This window comes from Microbacterium sp. 3J1 (assembly GCF_001049495.1).
Lineage (GTDB): Bacteria > Actinomycetota > Actinomycetes > Actinomycetales > Microbacteriaceae > Microbacterium.
In genome coordinates this window covers 678,301-693,562 of the sequence record NZ_CDWI01000011.1, presented here as the reverse complement: position 1 = coordinate 693,562, position 15,262 = coordinate 678,301, and the positions used below count along the sequence as shown (strand labels likewise).

12 protein-coding genes are annotated in these 15,262 nt (G+C 69.9%); 5 read left to right on the top strand and 7 right to left on the bottom strand.

Annotated features, from left to right (window positions below; genetic code table 11):
• Positions 1-12: 12 nt before the first annotated feature.
• Positions 13-1,773 carry a proline--tRNA ligase gene (locus BN2660_RS12235; protein ID WP_091232315.1) on the bottom strand — a complete coding sequence of 587 codons (1,761 nt, stop codon included), beginning with the start codon at positions 1,771-1,773 and terminating at the stop codon, positions 13-15.
• 45 nt (positions 1,774-1,818) lie between these two features.
• Positions 1,819-2,589, bottom strand: coding sequence for an isocitrate lyase/PEP mutase family protein (locus BN2660_RS12230; RefSeq protein ID WP_091232312.1), 771 nt, complete (start codon positions 2,587-2,589; stop codon positions 1,819-1,821).
• A gap of 112 nt (positions 2,590-2,701) precedes the next feature.
• Between BN2660_RS12230 and BN2660_RS12225 the strand changes: the two genes are divergently transcribed.
• Positions 2,702-4,117 carry an RNB domain-containing ribonuclease gene (locus BN2660_RS12225; protein WP_091232309.1) on the top strand — a complete coding sequence of 472 codons (1,416 nt, stop codon included), beginning with the start codon at positions 2,702-2,704 and terminating at the stop codon, positions 4,115-4,117.
• 149 nt (positions 4,118-4,266) lie between these two features.
• Here BN2660_RS12225 and BN2660_RS12220 read toward each other — a convergent pair whose 3' ends face one another.
• A complete protein-coding gene (locus BN2660_RS12220; protein ID WP_091232305.1) occupies positions 4,267-5,145 on the bottom strand; it encodes an alanyl-tRNA editing protein in 879 nt (292 codons plus the stop codon).
• A gap of 168 nt (positions 5,146-5,313) precedes the next feature.
• Positions 5,314-6,444 carry a flavodoxin-dependent (E)-4-hydroxy-3-methylbut-2-enyl-diphosphate synthase gene (gene ispG, locus BN2660_RS12215; RefSeq protein ID WP_091232302.1) on the bottom strand — a complete coding sequence of 377 codons (1,131 nt, stop codon included), beginning with the start codon at positions 6,442-6,444 and terminating at the stop codon, positions 5,314-5,316.
• 242 nt (positions 6,445-6,686) lie between these two features.
• Between ispG and BN2660_RS12210 the strand changes: the two genes are divergently transcribed.
• On the top strand, positions 6,687-8,570 hold the full coding sequence (locus BN2660_RS12210; protein ID WP_091232299.1) for a chorismate-binding protein: 1,884 nt from the start codon (positions 6,687-6,689) through the stop codon (positions 8,568-8,570).
• Positions 8,571-8,575: 5 nt separating this feature from the next.
• Here the strand turns inward: BN2660_RS12210 and BN2660_RS12205 are convergent, their stop codons facing one another.
• Positions 8,576-9,892, bottom strand: a complete 1,317-nt coding sequence (locus BN2660_RS12205; RefSeq protein WP_091232296.1) for a M50 family metallopeptidase — start codon at positions 9,890-9,892, stop codon at positions 8,576-8,578.
• A gap of 81 nt (positions 9,893-9,973) precedes the next feature.
• Here BN2660_RS12205 and BN2660_RS12200 point away from each other — a divergent pair, with 81 nt between their 5' ends.
• The 3 genes from BN2660_RS12200 (at position 9,974) to BN2660_RS12190 (ending at position 13,025) form a co-directional block, all read left to right on the top strand.
• Entirely contained in the window at positions 9,974-10,546 is a 573-nt protein-coding gene (locus BN2660_RS12200; protein WP_091232293.1) for a hypothetical protein, read from the top strand.
• A gap of 89 nt (positions 10,547-10,635) precedes the next feature.
• Positions 10,636-11,307 (top strand): YcnI family copper-binding membrane protein, encoded by a 672-nt coding sequence (locus tag BN2660_RS12195; RefSeq protein WP_091232290.1) that lies wholly within the window; start codon positions 10,636-10,638, stop codon positions 11,305-11,307.
• A 95-nt stretch (positions 11,308-11,402) separates the two neighbouring features.
• Positions 11,403-13,025, top strand: a complete 1,623-nt coding sequence (locus BN2660_RS12190; RefSeq protein ID WP_176697183.1) for a Mur ligase family protein — start codon at positions 11,403-11,405, stop codon at positions 13,023-13,025.
• A gap of 33 nt (positions 13,026-13,058) precedes the next feature.
• Here the strand turns inward: BN2660_RS12190 and dxr are convergent, their stop codons facing one another.
• Both dxr and BN2660_RS12180 read right to left on the bottom strand, forming a co-directional pair.
• A complete protein-coding gene (gene dxr, locus BN2660_RS12185; RefSeq protein WP_091232286.1) occupies positions 13,059-14,141 on the bottom strand; it encodes a 1-deoxy-D-xylulose-5-phosphate reductoisomerase in 1,083 nt (360 codons plus the stop codon).
• Between the two features lie 41 nt (positions 14,142-14,182).
• Positions 14,183-15,166, bottom strand: coding sequence for an FKBP-type peptidyl-prolyl cis-trans isomerase (locus tag BN2660_RS12180; protein WP_091232284.1), 984 nt, complete (start codon positions 15,164-15,166; stop codon positions 14,183-14,185).
• Positions 15,167-15,262: the final 96 nt, after the last annotated feature.

Genomic DNA, 15,262 nt, shown 5'->3' with positions numbered 1-15,262 from the left:
CGTCGGTTCGGATCAGCGTCGGGGCGACAGTCGCTGCAGGACGTCCGCGACCGAGACAGTGTCCCGGCCCCCGGTGGTGCGGTCCCAGAGTTCGACCTGGCCGTCGGCGGCGCCGCGTCCGACGATCACGATCTTCGGGATGCCCACCAGTTCCGCGTCGCCGAACTTCACGCCGGGCGACACCTTCGGGCGGTCGTCGTAGAGCACGTCGAGACCCGCGGCCTCCAGCTGCGCCGACAGGTCGGCTGCGACGTCGAACGCCAGCTGGTCGCGGCCCGCGGCGACGACCTGCACGTCGAACGGCGCGACGGATGCGGGCCAGATCAGCCCCTTCTCGTCGTTGTTCAGCTCGGCGATGATCGCAAGGATGCGGGTGACGCCGATTCCGTACGATCCCATCGTCACCGTGACGAGCTTGCCGTTCTCGTCGAGGACCTTGAGCCCCAGCGCCTCGGCATACTTGCGACCGAGCTGGAAGACGTGGCCGATCTCCATGCCGCGCGCGAGCTCGACCGGTCCGGAGCCGTCGGGTGCCGGGTCACCGGCGCGGACGTTCGCGATCTCCACGATGCCGTCCGCGAAGAAGTCCCGGCCTGCCACCACCGAGTGGGCGTGCTTCTGGTCGAGATTCGCGCCCGTGATCCACGAGGTGCCCTCGCTCACGCGGGGGTCGACCAGGTAGCGGATGCCGGTGGCGGACTCCTCGCCGAGTACGGCGCCGGTGGGTGACCAGGGACCGATGTAGCCCTTCACGAGGAGGGGGTTCTTCTCGAAGTCGTCCGCGGTGGCGGTCTCGACCTCTGCGGGTGCGAAAGCGACCTCGGCGCGCTTCTCGTCGACCTCCCGGTCACCGGGGATGCCGACGACGACGAGCTCGCGGGTCCCGTCGAGGTGGGTCAGTGCGAGCACGACGTTCTTCAGCGTGTCGGCAGCCGTGTACTCGCCGTCGAGATGGGCATTGGCGTGGGCGACGAGGGTCTCGATCGTCGGCGTGTTCGGCGAATCGAAGACGACGGGGGATGCGCCGTCGTCGAACGGGACCGCGTCGGGGACGGCAGTCGTGAACGCCTCGACGTTCGCCGCATACCCACCCGCGCTGCGGACGAAGGTGTCTTCGCCGACCGGCGTGGGGTGCAGGAACTCCTCGCTCCGGGACCCGCCCATCGCGCCGGCGTCCGCCTGGACGATGACGTACTCGAGTCCGAGACGCTGGAAGATGCGCTCGTAGGCATCACGCTGTGCCTGGTAGCTCGCGTCGAGTCCGGCGTCGGATGCGTCGAACGAGTACGCGTCCTTCATCGTGAACTCGCGACCGCGGAGCAGGCCGGCGCGCGGGCGTGCCTCGTCGCGGTACTTGTCCTGGATCTGATAGATCGTGAGCGGGAGGTCCTTGTACGAGGAGTACAGGTCCTTCACGAGCAGCGTGAAGGCCTCTTCGTGCGTCGGCGCGAGCAGGTAGTCCCCACCCTTGCGGTCGTGGAGACGGAACAGGAGATCGCCGTACTCCTCCCACCGCCCCGTCGCCTCGTAGGCCTCACGGGGCATCAGCGCCGGGAAGTGAACCTCCTGCGCACCGGCCGCGGACATCTCCTCGCGGACGATCGTCTCGATCTTGGCCTTGACCCGCAGCCCGAGAGGCAGCCAGGCGAAGATGCCTGCGGCCTGCGGTCGGATGTAGCCGGCGCGGATCAGCAGCCGGTGGCTGGCGACCTCTGCGCCGGCAGGGTCTTCACGGAGTGTGCGGAGGAAGAAATTGGAGAGACGAGTGACCACGCGCCCAGTCTACTGACCGGTGGTCACCCGCCTTCACGATGCGTCTCAGTTGAGCGCGGGCAGTCCGTTCGGGATGACGCCGCCGCCGTAGAGGCTCGCCGCGAGCTCCTGCACGGCCGTCAGGGCGACGCGCTGCGGCAGCGGACCGTAGGAGATCCGGGTGACACCCAACTTCTCGTACTCCGACGCCGCGAGCGCTCCGGGGAGTCCGATCACGCTCAGCTTCCCCTCGCCCAGACCCTCGACGAGCTGACGGGTGACGCTGGCGTCGAGGATCCCCGGCACGAAGACGGCGGTCGCTCCCGCGTCCAGGAAGGCACGGCCTCGGTGGATCGCGTCGGCGACGCTCTCGGCTACGGGACGGTGACCGGCGCGGACGAAGGCGTCGGTGCGCGCGTTCAGGGCGAACGGCACTCCCTCCGCCTCCGCCGCCTTGACGATCGCCTCGACGGCCGCGACGGACTCGTCGAAGGGCTTGAGGCGGTCCTCGACGTTCGCGCCGACGACGCCTGCCCCGATCGCGAGTCGCGTGGTCTCCCCCGCATCGCCGTAGCCGTCGTCGAGGTCCGCCGTGACCGGGACGGAGACGGACGCGGCGATGCGCCCGACCATGTCGATCATGATGTCCCGCGGGATGGTGCCGTCGTCGTACCCGAACGATGCGGCGATGCCGTGTCCGGCGGTCGCGATCGCGGTGGTCTCGGGAAGCATCGCGACGGCACGCGCGGACACCACGTCCCACACGTTCACGACGCGGAGGATCTCCGGGGCTTCGTACAGTCCGATGAGGGTCTTGGCCTTTGCAGCAGTGGTCATGCCCCCACGCTAACGCCCTCTTCCGACGCGAGGGCCGGACGCCGCCGAAGACCCCGCGGACCGCGCGGTCTGCACCCCGAGCCGTGTCGGGCTCGCCCCGTAGGGTGGGGGCATGCCTCAGCGTCGATCCCATGTCGCCCCCTCCGCAGCGCAGACCGAGCTGGCTGCCGCACTCGCCGCGCTACGCGAGTCGCTCGAGGGGCCGACCGAGTTTCCCGCCGCGGTGCTCGACGAGGCGGAGGCGACGACGGTCGAGACGCCCGATCTCGATCTCCGCGAGATCCCGTTCGCGACCCTGGATCCGCTCGGCTCCCGTGACCTCGACCAGGCGTTCCACCTGGAACGCGAGGGTTCCGGTTATGCCGTCCGCTATGCGATCGCCGATGTGCCCGGCTTCGTCGCGCCGGGTGGGGCGGTGGATGCCGAGGCGCGGCGACGTGGCCAGACGCTGTACGCGGCAGACGGGAAGGTCCCTCTGCACCCGGAGGTCCTCAGCGAGGGCCGCGCCTCACTGCTGCCGGACGTCGACAGGCCGGCGCTCGTCTGGAGCTTCGCGTTGGACGCGAAGGGAGTCGTCACACGGTTCCGCCTGGAACGGGCACTCGTCCGATCCCGCGCACAGCTCGACTACGCGAGCGTCCAGGAATCCCTCGACCGTGGTGAGGAGGGCCCGGCCTCGCTCCTCCCGGAGATCGGCGCGTTGAGGGTCGAGCAGGAGGCGCTCCGCGGCGGTGCGAGCCTCAACATGCCGAATGAAGAGGTCATCCGCACGGTGGACGGCGGATACGCGATCGAGCGAGGCCATCCGCTCCCCGTCGAGGAATGGAACGCCCAGCTCTCCCTGATGACGGGGATGGCGGCCGCGTCGCTCATGCTCGAGGCCGGGATCGGAATCCTCCGCACCATGCCGCAGCCCGATGAGAGCGCCTTCGCCGCCTTCCGTCTGCAGACCGAGGCGCTCGGCCGACCGTGGACCGCTGGTCGATACGGCGACTACCTGCGAGGGCTCGACCGCGCGGACCCGATGACCCTGCCCGTGCTCGAGGCAGCGGCTTCTCTCTTCCGCGGCGCCGGATACGTGACGTTCGACGGCGCCGTGCCGTCCGACGCCGAGCAGGCGGCGATCGCGGCGCCGTATGCGCACGCCACCGCACCTCTGCGACGACTCGTCGACCGCTGGACGCTGGCGATCTGCCTCGCGATCTCCGAGGATCGACCTGTGCCGTCGTGGGCACGCGAGTCCCTGAACGACCTCCCGGGTCTGATGCAGGAGTCCGGCCAGCGGGCATCACGGCTCGACTCCGCCACCGTCAACTGCGTCGAGGCCGCGCTGCTCAGTCCGCTGGTCGGTCAGGAGGTCACGGCGACCGTCATCGAGGTACGCGGCGAACGCGCGACCGTCCAGATCGCGGATCCGGCGGTGACGGCATCGGCGCCGATCCCGGCGGGAGCTGCCCCGGGCGACGTCGTGCCGCTGCGCGTGATCCGCGCCGACATCGCCCGCGGTGAGATCGAGTTCGCCGTCTGACATACGCTGTCGGCGCGGATCACCTCGCCGTCGCCGAACGATTCGTCACCGCGAGCGACATCGATCTGCTGCCCATCGGAGACCGGCTCTTCGAACCCGAAGACAAGACGAGCGAGGCGTCGACGCACCGCGCCTGCGCTGAGAGGGCGTCAGGCCGCCGGGACGGCGGTCGTGGTCATCACCAGCAGCTGCGGATCGGTCAGGTCGAGTGAGACCGAGATCGACACGAACTCGGCGAGGGATGCGACATGTGTGCCGCCGCAGAGGATCTCCGCCGTGCCCTCAGGAAGCTCGCAGTGCCAGCTGCGCCGATCGACGATGGTCGGCCCCTCCGGGACGACACGACTCGGCGCACCGGACCCGACCCACTCCGCCAGTCGCGCATTGATCGCCACCTCGCGGTCCGCGAGCGTCGCCGCGAAGGTCTCGGTGTCGAATCCCGCTCGCCGCAGACTCTTGCCGAGCCGGTAGTCGTCGACCGAGCCGTCCTCATGGATGCGGCTCGACTGGTTGGCCCTGGCCTCGAAGTTCGGGGCGCCCAGAGCGTCGGCACCCGGGTCTTTGCGCCAGAGGTCGGCGAGTGCGAGATCGAGAGCCAGTGATGCGAGGTGGCAGGCGGTGTGGCCGCGGCTGAGGCCCGCTCGCCGGGGAACGTCCACCGACAGGTCCACGCGCGCTCCCTCGGCGAGCCATGCGGGTGCATCACCGTCGAGCGGGTGCCCGACGAGCCAGGTCCAGCCCTCGGCTCCGCGCTTCACCGGGATGTCCGCTCCGACGGCGAACACACCCTCGTCCGACACCGCGGCCATCACGGCCTCCGTGACCCGCACGGACACCCCGTCGGCCGCGATCTGGCCACTGTCGCCCGGCTGATCGGGCCAGGTGTGATCCACGGGGTGGAACGGTGTGGACTCGACGACCACGACGGTCCCGCCGCTCGGAGTGACGTCGACCCGCTGCACCGTGCTGGAGCCGGAACCGGCCCCCGAGGCGAATGTGACGGTGGTGGCGGAAGTCGATACGAGCATGCCTCCACTGTGGCACATGGCGGATGCCGGTCAGATCAGCCTGTCATCCTTCGGTCGCGGTGAGGATCGCGTCGAGGAGCCGCTCGTCCAGGAGCGAGTCGTCCATTCGTCACAGAAGCGCAACGACCGCGCGATCGGATACGCGGCGCGGTGGCGCGCCGCAGTAGCTCAGACCGTGACGACCTGCGCGGTGCCGAGGGGGGCTTCCGGACCCATGTCGGCGGCGATCCGGTTGGCCTCCTCGATCAGGGTGGCGACGATGTCCGCCTCGGGGACGGTCTTGATCACCTCGCCCTTGACGAAGATCTGCCCCTTGCCGTTGCCGGAGGCGACGCCGAGGTCGGCCTCTCGCGCCTCGCCGGGCCCGTTCACGACACAGCCCATGACGGCCACGCGGAGCGGCACGGTCATGTCCTTGAGCCCTTCGGTGACGTCCTCCGCGAGGGTGTAGACGTCGACCTGGGCGCGACCGCACGACGGGCACGAGACGATCTCGAGCTTGCGCTCCCGGAGGTTCAGCGACTGCAGGATCTGGTGGCCCACCTTGACCTCCTCGGCCGGCGGGGCGGACAGCGACACGCGGATGGTGTCGCCGATCCCCTCGCCGAGGAGGATGCCGAACGCCGTGGCGCTCTTGATCGTGCCCTGGAAGGCAGGACCGGCCTCGGTCACTCCGAGGTGCAGCGGCCAGTCTCCGCGCGCCGCCAGCTGGCGGTACGCCTTGACCATCACGATCGGGTCGTTGTGCTTCACCGAGATCTTGAAGTCATGGAAGTCGTGCTCCTCGAAGAGCGAGGCCTCCCACACGGCGCTCTCCACGAGCGCCTCGGGCGTCGCCTTGCCGTACTTCTCGAGCAGACGTCGGTCGAGGGAGCCCGCGTTCACTCCGATGCGGAGGGAGACCCCGGCATCCTTCGCGGCCTTCGCGATCTCGCCGACCTGGTCGTCGAACTTGCGGATGTTGCCGGGGTTCACGCGGACCGCCGCGCACCCGGCGTCGATCGCCTGGAAGACGTACTTCGGCTGGAAGTGGATGTCGGCGATGACCGGGATCTGGCTCTTCTTCGCGATGATGTGCAGCACGTCGGCGTCGTCCTGCGAGGGAACGGCGACGCGTACGATCTCGCACCCGGATGCGGTGAGCTCAGCGATCTGCTGCAGGGTGCCGTTGATGTCGGTGGTCTTCGTCGTCGTCATGGACTGCACGCTGACCGGCGCATCACCGCCGACGAGAACCTTGCCCACTCTGATCTGACGAGACTTGCGGCGAGGGGCGAGGACTTCGGGGATCTTCGGCATCCCGATATTCACTGCTGGCACATCCCCCAGCCTACGCCGCCAGGATGCGCGGGGGCTGGATGTCGCCCCCGCGTCACCCGCCGTTTCTCCGGGACGCCGGTGTGATAGTTTTCACCCCATGCTCGCGAACCTCACCTGGTGGCCCGCCTCCTAGGCGGTGTGTTCGCGTTCCCACGAATCCAGACCGCCTCCGGGGCGGTCTTTTCGTTGAGCCGAGCCGGAGCCACGCACAGGAGACCCCGATGACCCTCACCCGCCTCGCCGAGCTCACCGCAGATCCCACGGCGTCGTTCGTGCTCATCGCCCGCGACGGCACCGATACCGTCGAGCTGCTCACCGGCGACGTCGTCGACGTCGACCTGCTCGCGGACATTCCGCTGAGCATCGACGGTGCGCCGCGCGAGGTCTTCGCCATGGTCCCGTATCGCCAGGTGCGGGAGCGCGGATTCGTCGCGCAGGACGACGGGGCACCGCTGCGCTGCATCGTGGTGGACGAGCACATCCACGCGCCGACCCGGGATCTGCTCGACAGCCTGCCGAGCACCGCCGTGCCACTGCGCGGCGGCGGCTTCGACATCACGGACGACGACTACGCCGCCATCGTCGAGACGGTGATCTCCGACGAGATCGGACGAGGAGAGGGCGCGAACTTCGTCATCCGACGGGACTACACCGCGGAGATCGACGTCGACGACCGCACCGCGGCGCTCACCTGGTTCCGGGCGCTGCTGACGCACGAGCGCGGTGCATATTGGACGTTCGCCGTCGTGACCCCGGGTCACATCGCCGTGGGCGCGAGTCCCGAGGCGCACGTGGTCGCGAGGGGCGGCGTCGTCACGATGAATCCGATCTCGGGCACCTTCCGTCACCCGGTCGGAGGGGCGACGAAGGAGACCCTGGTCGACTTCCTCTCCTCGACCAAAGAGACCGAAGAGCTGTTCATGGTCGTCGACGAGGAGCTCAAGATGATGAGCGCCGTGTGCTCCGACGGCGGGCGCATCACCGGCCCGCACCTCAAGGAGATGTCGCGGCTGACCCACACGGAGTACATGCTCCGCGGACGCAGCCGTCTCGACCCGCGCGACATCCTGCGCGAGACCATGTTCGCGCCGACCGTGACCGGCTCCCCCATGCAGAACGCCTGCGCCGTGATCCGCCGGCACGAGCAGAAGCCCCGCGGCTACTACTCCGGCGTGGCCGCGCTGTTCACGCCGGACGGCGACGGAGGGCACGACCTCGACGCGCCCATCCTCATCCGCACCGTCTACCTCCGCGACGGTCGCCTGAACGTCCCGGTGGGAGCGACCCTCGTCCGCCACTCCGATCCTCTCGGCGAGGTCTCGGAGACCCACGGCAAGGCCGCAGGCGTGCTCGGGGCGATCGGCGCCATCCCGCGTGACGGCGCCGCAGTCACGCGCTCGGACCCCGACGCACCCGGACGGCCTCTCTCGCTCGCGGAGGACCCGGACGTCTCCGCCCTGCTGTCCTCGCGCAATGCACGACTCGCCGAGTTCTGGCTCAACCCGCAGGGCGAGGACGCGGTCGGGCCGTTCGCGGGACGTTCCGCGCTCGTCGTGGATGCGGAGGACCGCTTCACGACGATGCTCGCCCATCAGCTGCGCCACCTCGGTCTCGACGTGACGATCAGCGCCTGGAGCGACGTCGAGGAGGCGGCCGTCGACGCGGCGGACCTCGTGGTCGCGGGCCCCGGCCCCGGCGATCCGCGCGACACGAGCAGTCCGCGCATCGCGCGCATGAGAGACATCGTCACGCGCCGCCTCGAGGCCGATGCCCCGCTTCTCGCGGTCTGCCTCAGCCACCAGATCCTCGCGCACCGTCTCGGCATCGACCTGACGCCGCTCGCGTCACCGCATCAGGGCCTTCAGAAGTCGGTGCCCGTGTTCGGCGAGGACCCCTCGATCGGGTTCTACAACACCTTCACCGCCCGGGTCTCCCCCGGCGCGATCGAGGCCGGCGGAGCGCAGGTGTCGGCCGACCCCTCCAGCGGAGACGTGTACGCGCTTCGCGGTGAGCACTTCGCGTCCGTGCAGGGCCACCTCGAGTCGATCCTGTCGCGCGACGGCATCCGCACCCTGGAGCGTCTCGTCGAACACGCCCTGGCCTGACCCGGTCAGCCGCCCAGCAGCTTCACCGGGTTGAACAGGTCGGCGACGAGCAGCAGAGCGCCCATCGCGATCAGCAGCGTCGCCACGACGACCGTGAGCGGAACGAGACGCGTCGCATCGACGGGCGCCGGCGGCGGGCGGCGGAACGCCTTCGCCCATGCTCGACGGATGCCGTCCCACAGAGCGACCACCACGTGACCGCCGTCGAGCGGCAGCAACGGGATCAGGTTGAACACGAAGAGGGCGACGTTCAGTGATCCGAGGAGACCGAGGAGCACCGAGAAGCGGTTGAGGACGGGTGCGTCGGTGGCCGCGACCTCGCCTGCCAGGCGCCCCACGCCGACCACGCTCAACGGGCCGTTCGGATCACGCTCGCCGCCGGTCACGAGAGAGACCCCGACGTCCCAGAGTCGCACGGGAAGGGTGACGATCAGGGAGGCGACGCGACCGACGCTCTCGGCGGTCATCTGCGGCCCCGCACTCAGAGGCTGCGGGATGAAGGCCATCTGCGCCGCCATGCCGACGTACCCGACGGTCTTCACGACCTGCTCGCCGTCGGCGTCGAGCACCGGCTGTCCGCTGGCGTCCGTGATCGTCCGCTCGGCCGCGATAGGCGTCACCATGAGGCTCTTCTCGGCACCGTCGCGCAGCACGACCACATCGAGCGCCGTGCCTGGCGACGCCTGCACGATCGAAGTCGCCTCCGCGAACGTCGACACCGGGGCCCCATCGATCGAGACCAGCACGTCCTCCGGCTCGATCCCGGCCTCGGCGGCGGGCGTCGCGGGGTCGCCCGGCGAGCACTCGGTGGCCGTCGAATCGGCGGGGACGACGCACTCGTTCACGGAGGCGATCGTCGTGGATCCCTGCTGCACGCCGATCCCCGACACCAGCACCGTGAAGATCACGACGGCGAGGATGAGGTTCATGAACGGCCCGCCGAGCATGACCACCACCCGCTTCCAGACCGCAAGACGGTAGAACACCCGGTCCTCGGCGCCCTCTGCGATCGTCTCGTCGTTGGCGGAACGCGCGTCCTGGACGAGGGCGCGGAAGATCCCCCGCGCCGGACCGGCGTTGCGGGATGCCGGATACATGCCGGACATGGAGATGAACCCGCCCAGGGGCAGCAGCTTGACGCCGTACTCGGTCTCACCGATCCGCTTCGACCAGAGGCGTGGCCCGAAGCCGATCATGTACTGCCCCACGCGCACGCCGAACAGTTTCGCCGGCACGAGGTGGCCGATCTCGTGCAGACCGATCGACAGGCCGAGGCCGATCAGCATGAACAAGATGCCGGCCAGATAGAGCAGGATTTCCACGTGCCTACGGTACTGCCCTCCCGCTAGGAATCCGCCCGGCCCGCGACGGGCGGCACCGAGACGACCGATTAGGCTGAGAGCGTGACCTCCCGCCAGCTGCGACTTCTGCGTGCGGCAGCGGCGTCGACGGTGGCCACCCTCCTCGCGGCGGCGTCGCACACGGTCGCAGGCGGGGCGGCACCGCATCCGCTCCTCGTGCTCGCTGTCGCCTCTCTTCTGGTTCCCGTGGCCGCGGTGCTCATCGGCGTCCGCGCCTCCCGTCGGCGGGTCGCGCTCACCGTGCTCGTCAGCCAGGCGGCGTTCCACGTCGTGTTCCAGATGCTGGGTTCGCCCACCGGCATCCGGGCCGTCGACACCCACCACCATCACGTCGATCTCGCCGCCTTCGGCCCTGTCACGCAATCGGCGGCGCCCGGCGCACTCATGGTCGCGGCCCACATCGCCGCGGCGATCGTCACCACCATGCTGCTCTGGCACGGCGAGTCGATGGTGCGCGCGATCGCCGACTGGGTGCGCGCACGGCTCCTCCGCGTCTCCGCGACTCACCTCCCGGACCATGCGCGTCCCGCCTCTCTGATCTCCTCGCTCTTCCTCCCCCTCTCCGCGGGACTCGCCTCGTCGATATCCCGCAGAGGACCTCCCTCGCTCGTCTGATCGACTCACCGCCTGCACGGCGGATCTTCCACCCCGCGGACCTCCGCGCCTTCTCGCGCGCCCGCACACGAGCATTCAGGAGTATCACCATGCGTTCCCTCACCACGCCCCGCACCCTCGCCGCCGGACTCATCGGAGGCGCAGTCCTCGCCCTCGCCATCCCCGCCATGGCCAGCGCGCACGTCGGCGTCAGCCCTGACGAGCTCGTCGCGGGCGACCACGGCGTCCTCACCTTCTCGTTCGCACACGGCTGCGAGACGTCGCCGACCACCTCCTTGAAGATCACGATGCCGGAGGGGCTCGCGTCTGTCGCGCCCACTGCGGACAGCGATTGGACGATCGACATCGAGCGCGGAGACGACGGCCTCGTCAGCGCCGTGACATACACCGCAGTCACCCCCGTTCCCAACGACCTCCGCGGCGCCGTCAGCATGTCGGTCGGCCTCGACGAGGACACCCCCGACAGCCTCGCCTTCCCGGTGATCCAGACGTGCGTCGAGGGGAGCACCGAGTGGACGGAGATCGCCGAGGACGGCCAGGACCCGCACAGCCTCGACGCCCCCGCGCCGGTGGTCGAGGTCGCCGCCGCGGCCGACGGGTCGCACGGCGAGCACGGAGCCACGGCGGAGGCGACACGTGAGGAGTCGGACGCCGAGGCACCGGCGACCGACGCGCTCGGAACCGTTCTCGGCGCGAGCGGGCTCGTCGCCGGGGTCGCTGCGCTCGTCGTCTCGGTCCTCGTATACCGACGCAAGGCCTGACACCCTTCTGCGGCGCGTCTCCCAGCCGTTCTCCGCAGCCGGGAGACGCGCCGCACCAGGGACCGACGTGCGAGCCGTGAGAACATGGATGCGACATGTCGATTGAACAACAACCGAGCCTGCCTCCCGTGCTCCGCCCCGCGAACCCACCCCGGCGTGAGCTGTCCGAACTCGCCTCCCGATTCGCTCGCGACGTCCGCGGCGACGTCGACGGGGTGATCGTGTCCGGCATCACTCTCGCGACCGCCGACCTTCGCCCCGGGGAGGCCTTCGTCGCGATCCACGGCGTCAACCGCCACGGCGCCGAGTTCGCGGCTGCGGCCGCGGAGAAGGGCGCCGTCGCGATCATCACCGACGAGGCGGGGGCGGCCATCGCCGCGCCTGCGGGCCTGCCCGTCCTCATCGTCGACGATCCGCGTGGAATCCTCGGAGCGCTGAGCGCCTGGGTATACGGGACCGGTGCCGGTGCACCGCTGCCGACCCTGTTCGCCACGACGGGCACGAACGGCAAGACGAGCGTGTCGCACCTTCTCGAGGGCATCCTCGATCAGCTCGGCGTCGTGACGGGTCTCTCTTCTACGGCGGAGCGCCATATCGCCGGCGAGGTCATCGTGTCGCGGCTCACCACCCCCGAGGCGTCCGAGATGCATGCGCTGCTCGCCCTCATGCGCGAGCGCGAGGTCGAGGCCGTGGCGGTCGAGGTCAGCGCTCAGGCGCTCTCCCGTCACCGCGTCGACGGGATCCTGTTCGACGTGGCGGGGTTCACCAACCTCAGCCACGACCATCTCGACGATTACGCCGACATGGAGGAGTACTTCGAGGCCAAGCTGCCGCTCTTCCGCCCCGACCGCGCGCGGCGTGGCGTCGTGTGCATCGACTCCCCATCGGGTGCAGCCGTCGTCCAGCGCGCGGAGATCCCTCTCGTGACGGTGGGCACGCCGTCGATCGCCGCCGACCCTGAGGGCTCTGCACGCGCCGACTGGGTGGTCGTGATCGACGAGGAGCGGACCTCAGGAACGACGTTCACTCTCACCGGCCCCTCGGGAACCCTCACGACGACGGTTCCCGTGATCGGCCAGCACATGGCGGCGAACGCGGCGCTCGCGATCGTCATGCTCCTGGAGGGCGGCTACGCCTGGGACCGCATCGTCGACGCGCTCGAGCGCGACGGCGGCATCCGCGCGTATCTGCCCGGCAGGACGCAGCTCGTCTCCGGAGAATCCGGCCCGGCGGTCTTCGTCGACTTCGGGCACTCGCCCGACGCGTTCGAGAAGACGCTCGCCGCTGTCCGCCGCGTGACGCCCGGCAAGGTCCTCATGCTGTTCGGCGCCGACGGCGATCGCGACGCGAGCAAGCGGTTCGACATGGCTCGCACGGCCGTCGAGGGCAGCGACATCCTCGTCGTCACGGATCACCACCCCCGCTTCGAAGACCCGGACTCGATCAGGGCCACGCTCGTCGAGGGCGCGCGCAGGGCACGGCCGGACGCCCAGATCCACGAGTACTCGCCGCCCGAGCAGGCCATCGCCGCGGCGGTCGGACTCGTGGGTGAGGGAGACGCCATCCTGTGGGCCGGCCCCGGCCACCAGGACTACCGCGACATCCGCGGAGTGCGCACTCCGTACTCGGCGCGGGAGCTGGCCCGCCGGGCGCTGCGCGCTGCCGGATGGCCCGTGCCCGACTCCCGCTGGCCGGTCCCCTACCCCGACGAGGACTGACCTCGCGGAGCACGGAGCTCGCTCGCGCCGCGGTCAGGCCCGGTCGATGAATCGGTCGGCCGTGCGCCGGGCCCACGTCTCGGCCTCCGCGAGGGATTCGACCGTCAGCGTCTGCGGCGGCTCGTGCGCATCGACCACGCGCGAGATCGTGTCGACGATCTCGAGGAACGGGATGCGCCCCTCATGGAAGGCGATGACCGCCTGCTCGTTGGCCGCGTTGTAGACGGCCGGGAAGGTGGATCCGGCGCGTCCCACCGACTTGGCGAGGTCGACCGCGGGGAAGGCGGCGTCGTCGAGGGGCTCGAACGTCCACGACGAGGCCGTCGTCCAGTCCAGAGGTCGTCCGACCCCGCCGACCCGGTGGGGCCAGTCCAACCCGAGCGAGATCGGAAGCCGCATGTCCGGGGGCGAGGCCTGGGCGATCGTCGACCCGTCGACGAACTCGACCATGGAATGGACGATCGACTGCGGATGCACGACGACCTCGATGTCGTCGTAGGCCACATCGAAGAGGAGGTGGGCTTCGATCACCTCGAGCCCCTTGTTCACGAGCGTGGCAGAGTTCGTGGTCACCATCCGCCCCATGTCCCAGGTCGGGTGGGCGAGGGCCTCCTGCGGCGTCACGTCACGCATCGTCTCGCGGGAGCGACCGCGGAACGGACCGCCCGATGCGGTCACGACCAACCGCCGCACCTCCGCATGCGTTCCGCTGCGGAGCGCCTGCGCGAGCGCGGAGTGCTCGGAGTCCACCGGGACGATCTGCTCGGGTGCCGCCGCCGCGAGAACGAGCTCGCCCCCGACGATGAGCGACTCCTTGTTCGCGAGCGCCAGCGTCCGCCCCGCCTTCAACGCGGCGAGCGTCGAACCGAGTCCGATCGATCCGGTGATGGCGTTGAGGACGACGTCCGCCTCGACGTCACGGACCAGCTGCTCGGCCTGGTCGGCCCCCAGCGCCGTGTCCTCCACCTGGAACGCGGCCGCCTGCTCCGCGAGCATCTCGCTGTTGGAGCCCGCAGCGAGCCCGACGAGCTCGAACCGCCGTGGATTGGCCCTGATGACGTCGAGCGCCTGGGTGCCGATGGAGCCGGTGGAGCCGAGGACGATGATGCGACGCATGCCGCCAGCCTATGACACGCCCTCGGCCCGCTCGACGCGGCTTACGGAGCCTGCTCGATCGGAGTGGTCGCGAGGATGTCGACGACGAACACGAGCGACTCGTTCTGGAGCTCGTTGCCCTCAGAGGCGCCGTAGCCGTCCTTCGGAGGCATCGTGACGAGCACCTGCGAGCCGACCTTCTGTCCTTCGAGTGCGAGACGGAATCCCGTCACCACGCCACTGGTCTGGAACTGCGCCGGCACGGCGTCACGGCCCCAGCTCGAATCGAACTCGCTGCCGTCCGACCACTTCACGCCCCGGTACTGGACGGTGACGAGATCGCCCGGTGCGACCTCAGCACCCTCACCCTGCTTGAGGACGACGACCTCGGTCTCCGCCGGCGCATCCCCGTCGGGGATGGTGATGGACGGCGACCCGGCGTCGTCGAGTTCGACCGCGGGAGCCCCATCGGCCGGCTCCTGCTCGGAACCCGAGGCGATGACGGGCAGCTGCTCGATCGTCTCGACGTACAGGATGCTCGCGTGCGAGCCCTCCTGCGCCGCCGGAAGGGTCAGGACCACGCTGGAGCCGATCGGCAGGCACTCGGCCGCGACCGTGAACACCGTGGACTGCGTGGGGTCGACCATCTGCTGCGGGTTCTGCGTCGAGAGCAGAGCCGACAGAACGCCGTCCGGGCCACGCTCGGACGTGCTCAGCACCTCGTTCGTCGTCGCGTCGACGAGCTGGTAGCGAAGCGACACGAGATCGCCGGGAAGGACCTCATCGCCATCGCCCTCGACGACGACGCTCCGCTGCGCCTCTGTGATCTCGGTGCCCGCCGGGACGGAGACTGTGGCACCAGCGCCGGAACCCTCGACCGCGACGGCGTCGGAGCCCGCGCCGGAGGGAAGATCCGCGAGGCACGAGGCGTCGGCCGACGGAGCGGCCGTGCCCGTCGACTCCGGCGCTGCATCGCCGGAGCATCCGGCCAGGAGCAGGGTCGCCGCGGCGACGGTGGACAGGACGATGAGCGGACGCTTGCGCACAGTGAGACCTCGAGATCGCGGGCGGGACAAACCCCCATCATCCCCCATACCCCTTTGTCCGCGCTGGGAGACGCGCGCCGGAGCTCCATTCCGATG

Coding starts and splice junctions, on each gene's coding strand:
- BN2660_RS12230 (WP_091232312.1), bottom strand. CDS start 2,589: ATGACCACTGCTGCAAAGGCCAAGACCCTCATCGGACTGTACGAAGCC.
- BN2660_RS12225 (WP_091232309.1), top strand. CDS start 2,702: ATGCCTCAGCGTCGATCCCATGTCGCCCCCTCCGCAGCGCAGACCGAG.
- BN2660_RS12220 (WP_091232305.1), bottom strand. CDS start 5,145: ATGCTCGTATCGACTTCCGCCACCACCGTCACATTCGCCTCGGGGGCC.
- ispG (WP_091232302.1), bottom strand. CDS start 6,444: ATGCCGAAGATCCCCGAAGTCCTCGCCCCTCGCCGCAAGTCTCGTCAG.
- BN2660_RS12210 (WP_091232299.1), top strand. CDS start 6,687: ATGACCCTCACCCGCCTCGCCGAGCTCACCGCAGATCCCACGGCGTCG.
- BN2660_RS12195 (WP_091232290.1), top strand. CDS start 10,636: ATGCGTTCCCTCACCACGCCCCGCACCCTCGCCGCCGGACTCATCGGA.
- BN2660_RS12190 (WP_176697183.1), top strand. CDS start 11,403: ATGTCGATTGAACAACAACCGAGCCTGCCTCCCGTGCTCCGCCCCGCG.
- dxr (WP_091232286.1), bottom strand. CDS start 14,141: ATGCGTCGCATCATCGTCCTCGGCTCCACCGGCTCCATCGGCACCCAG.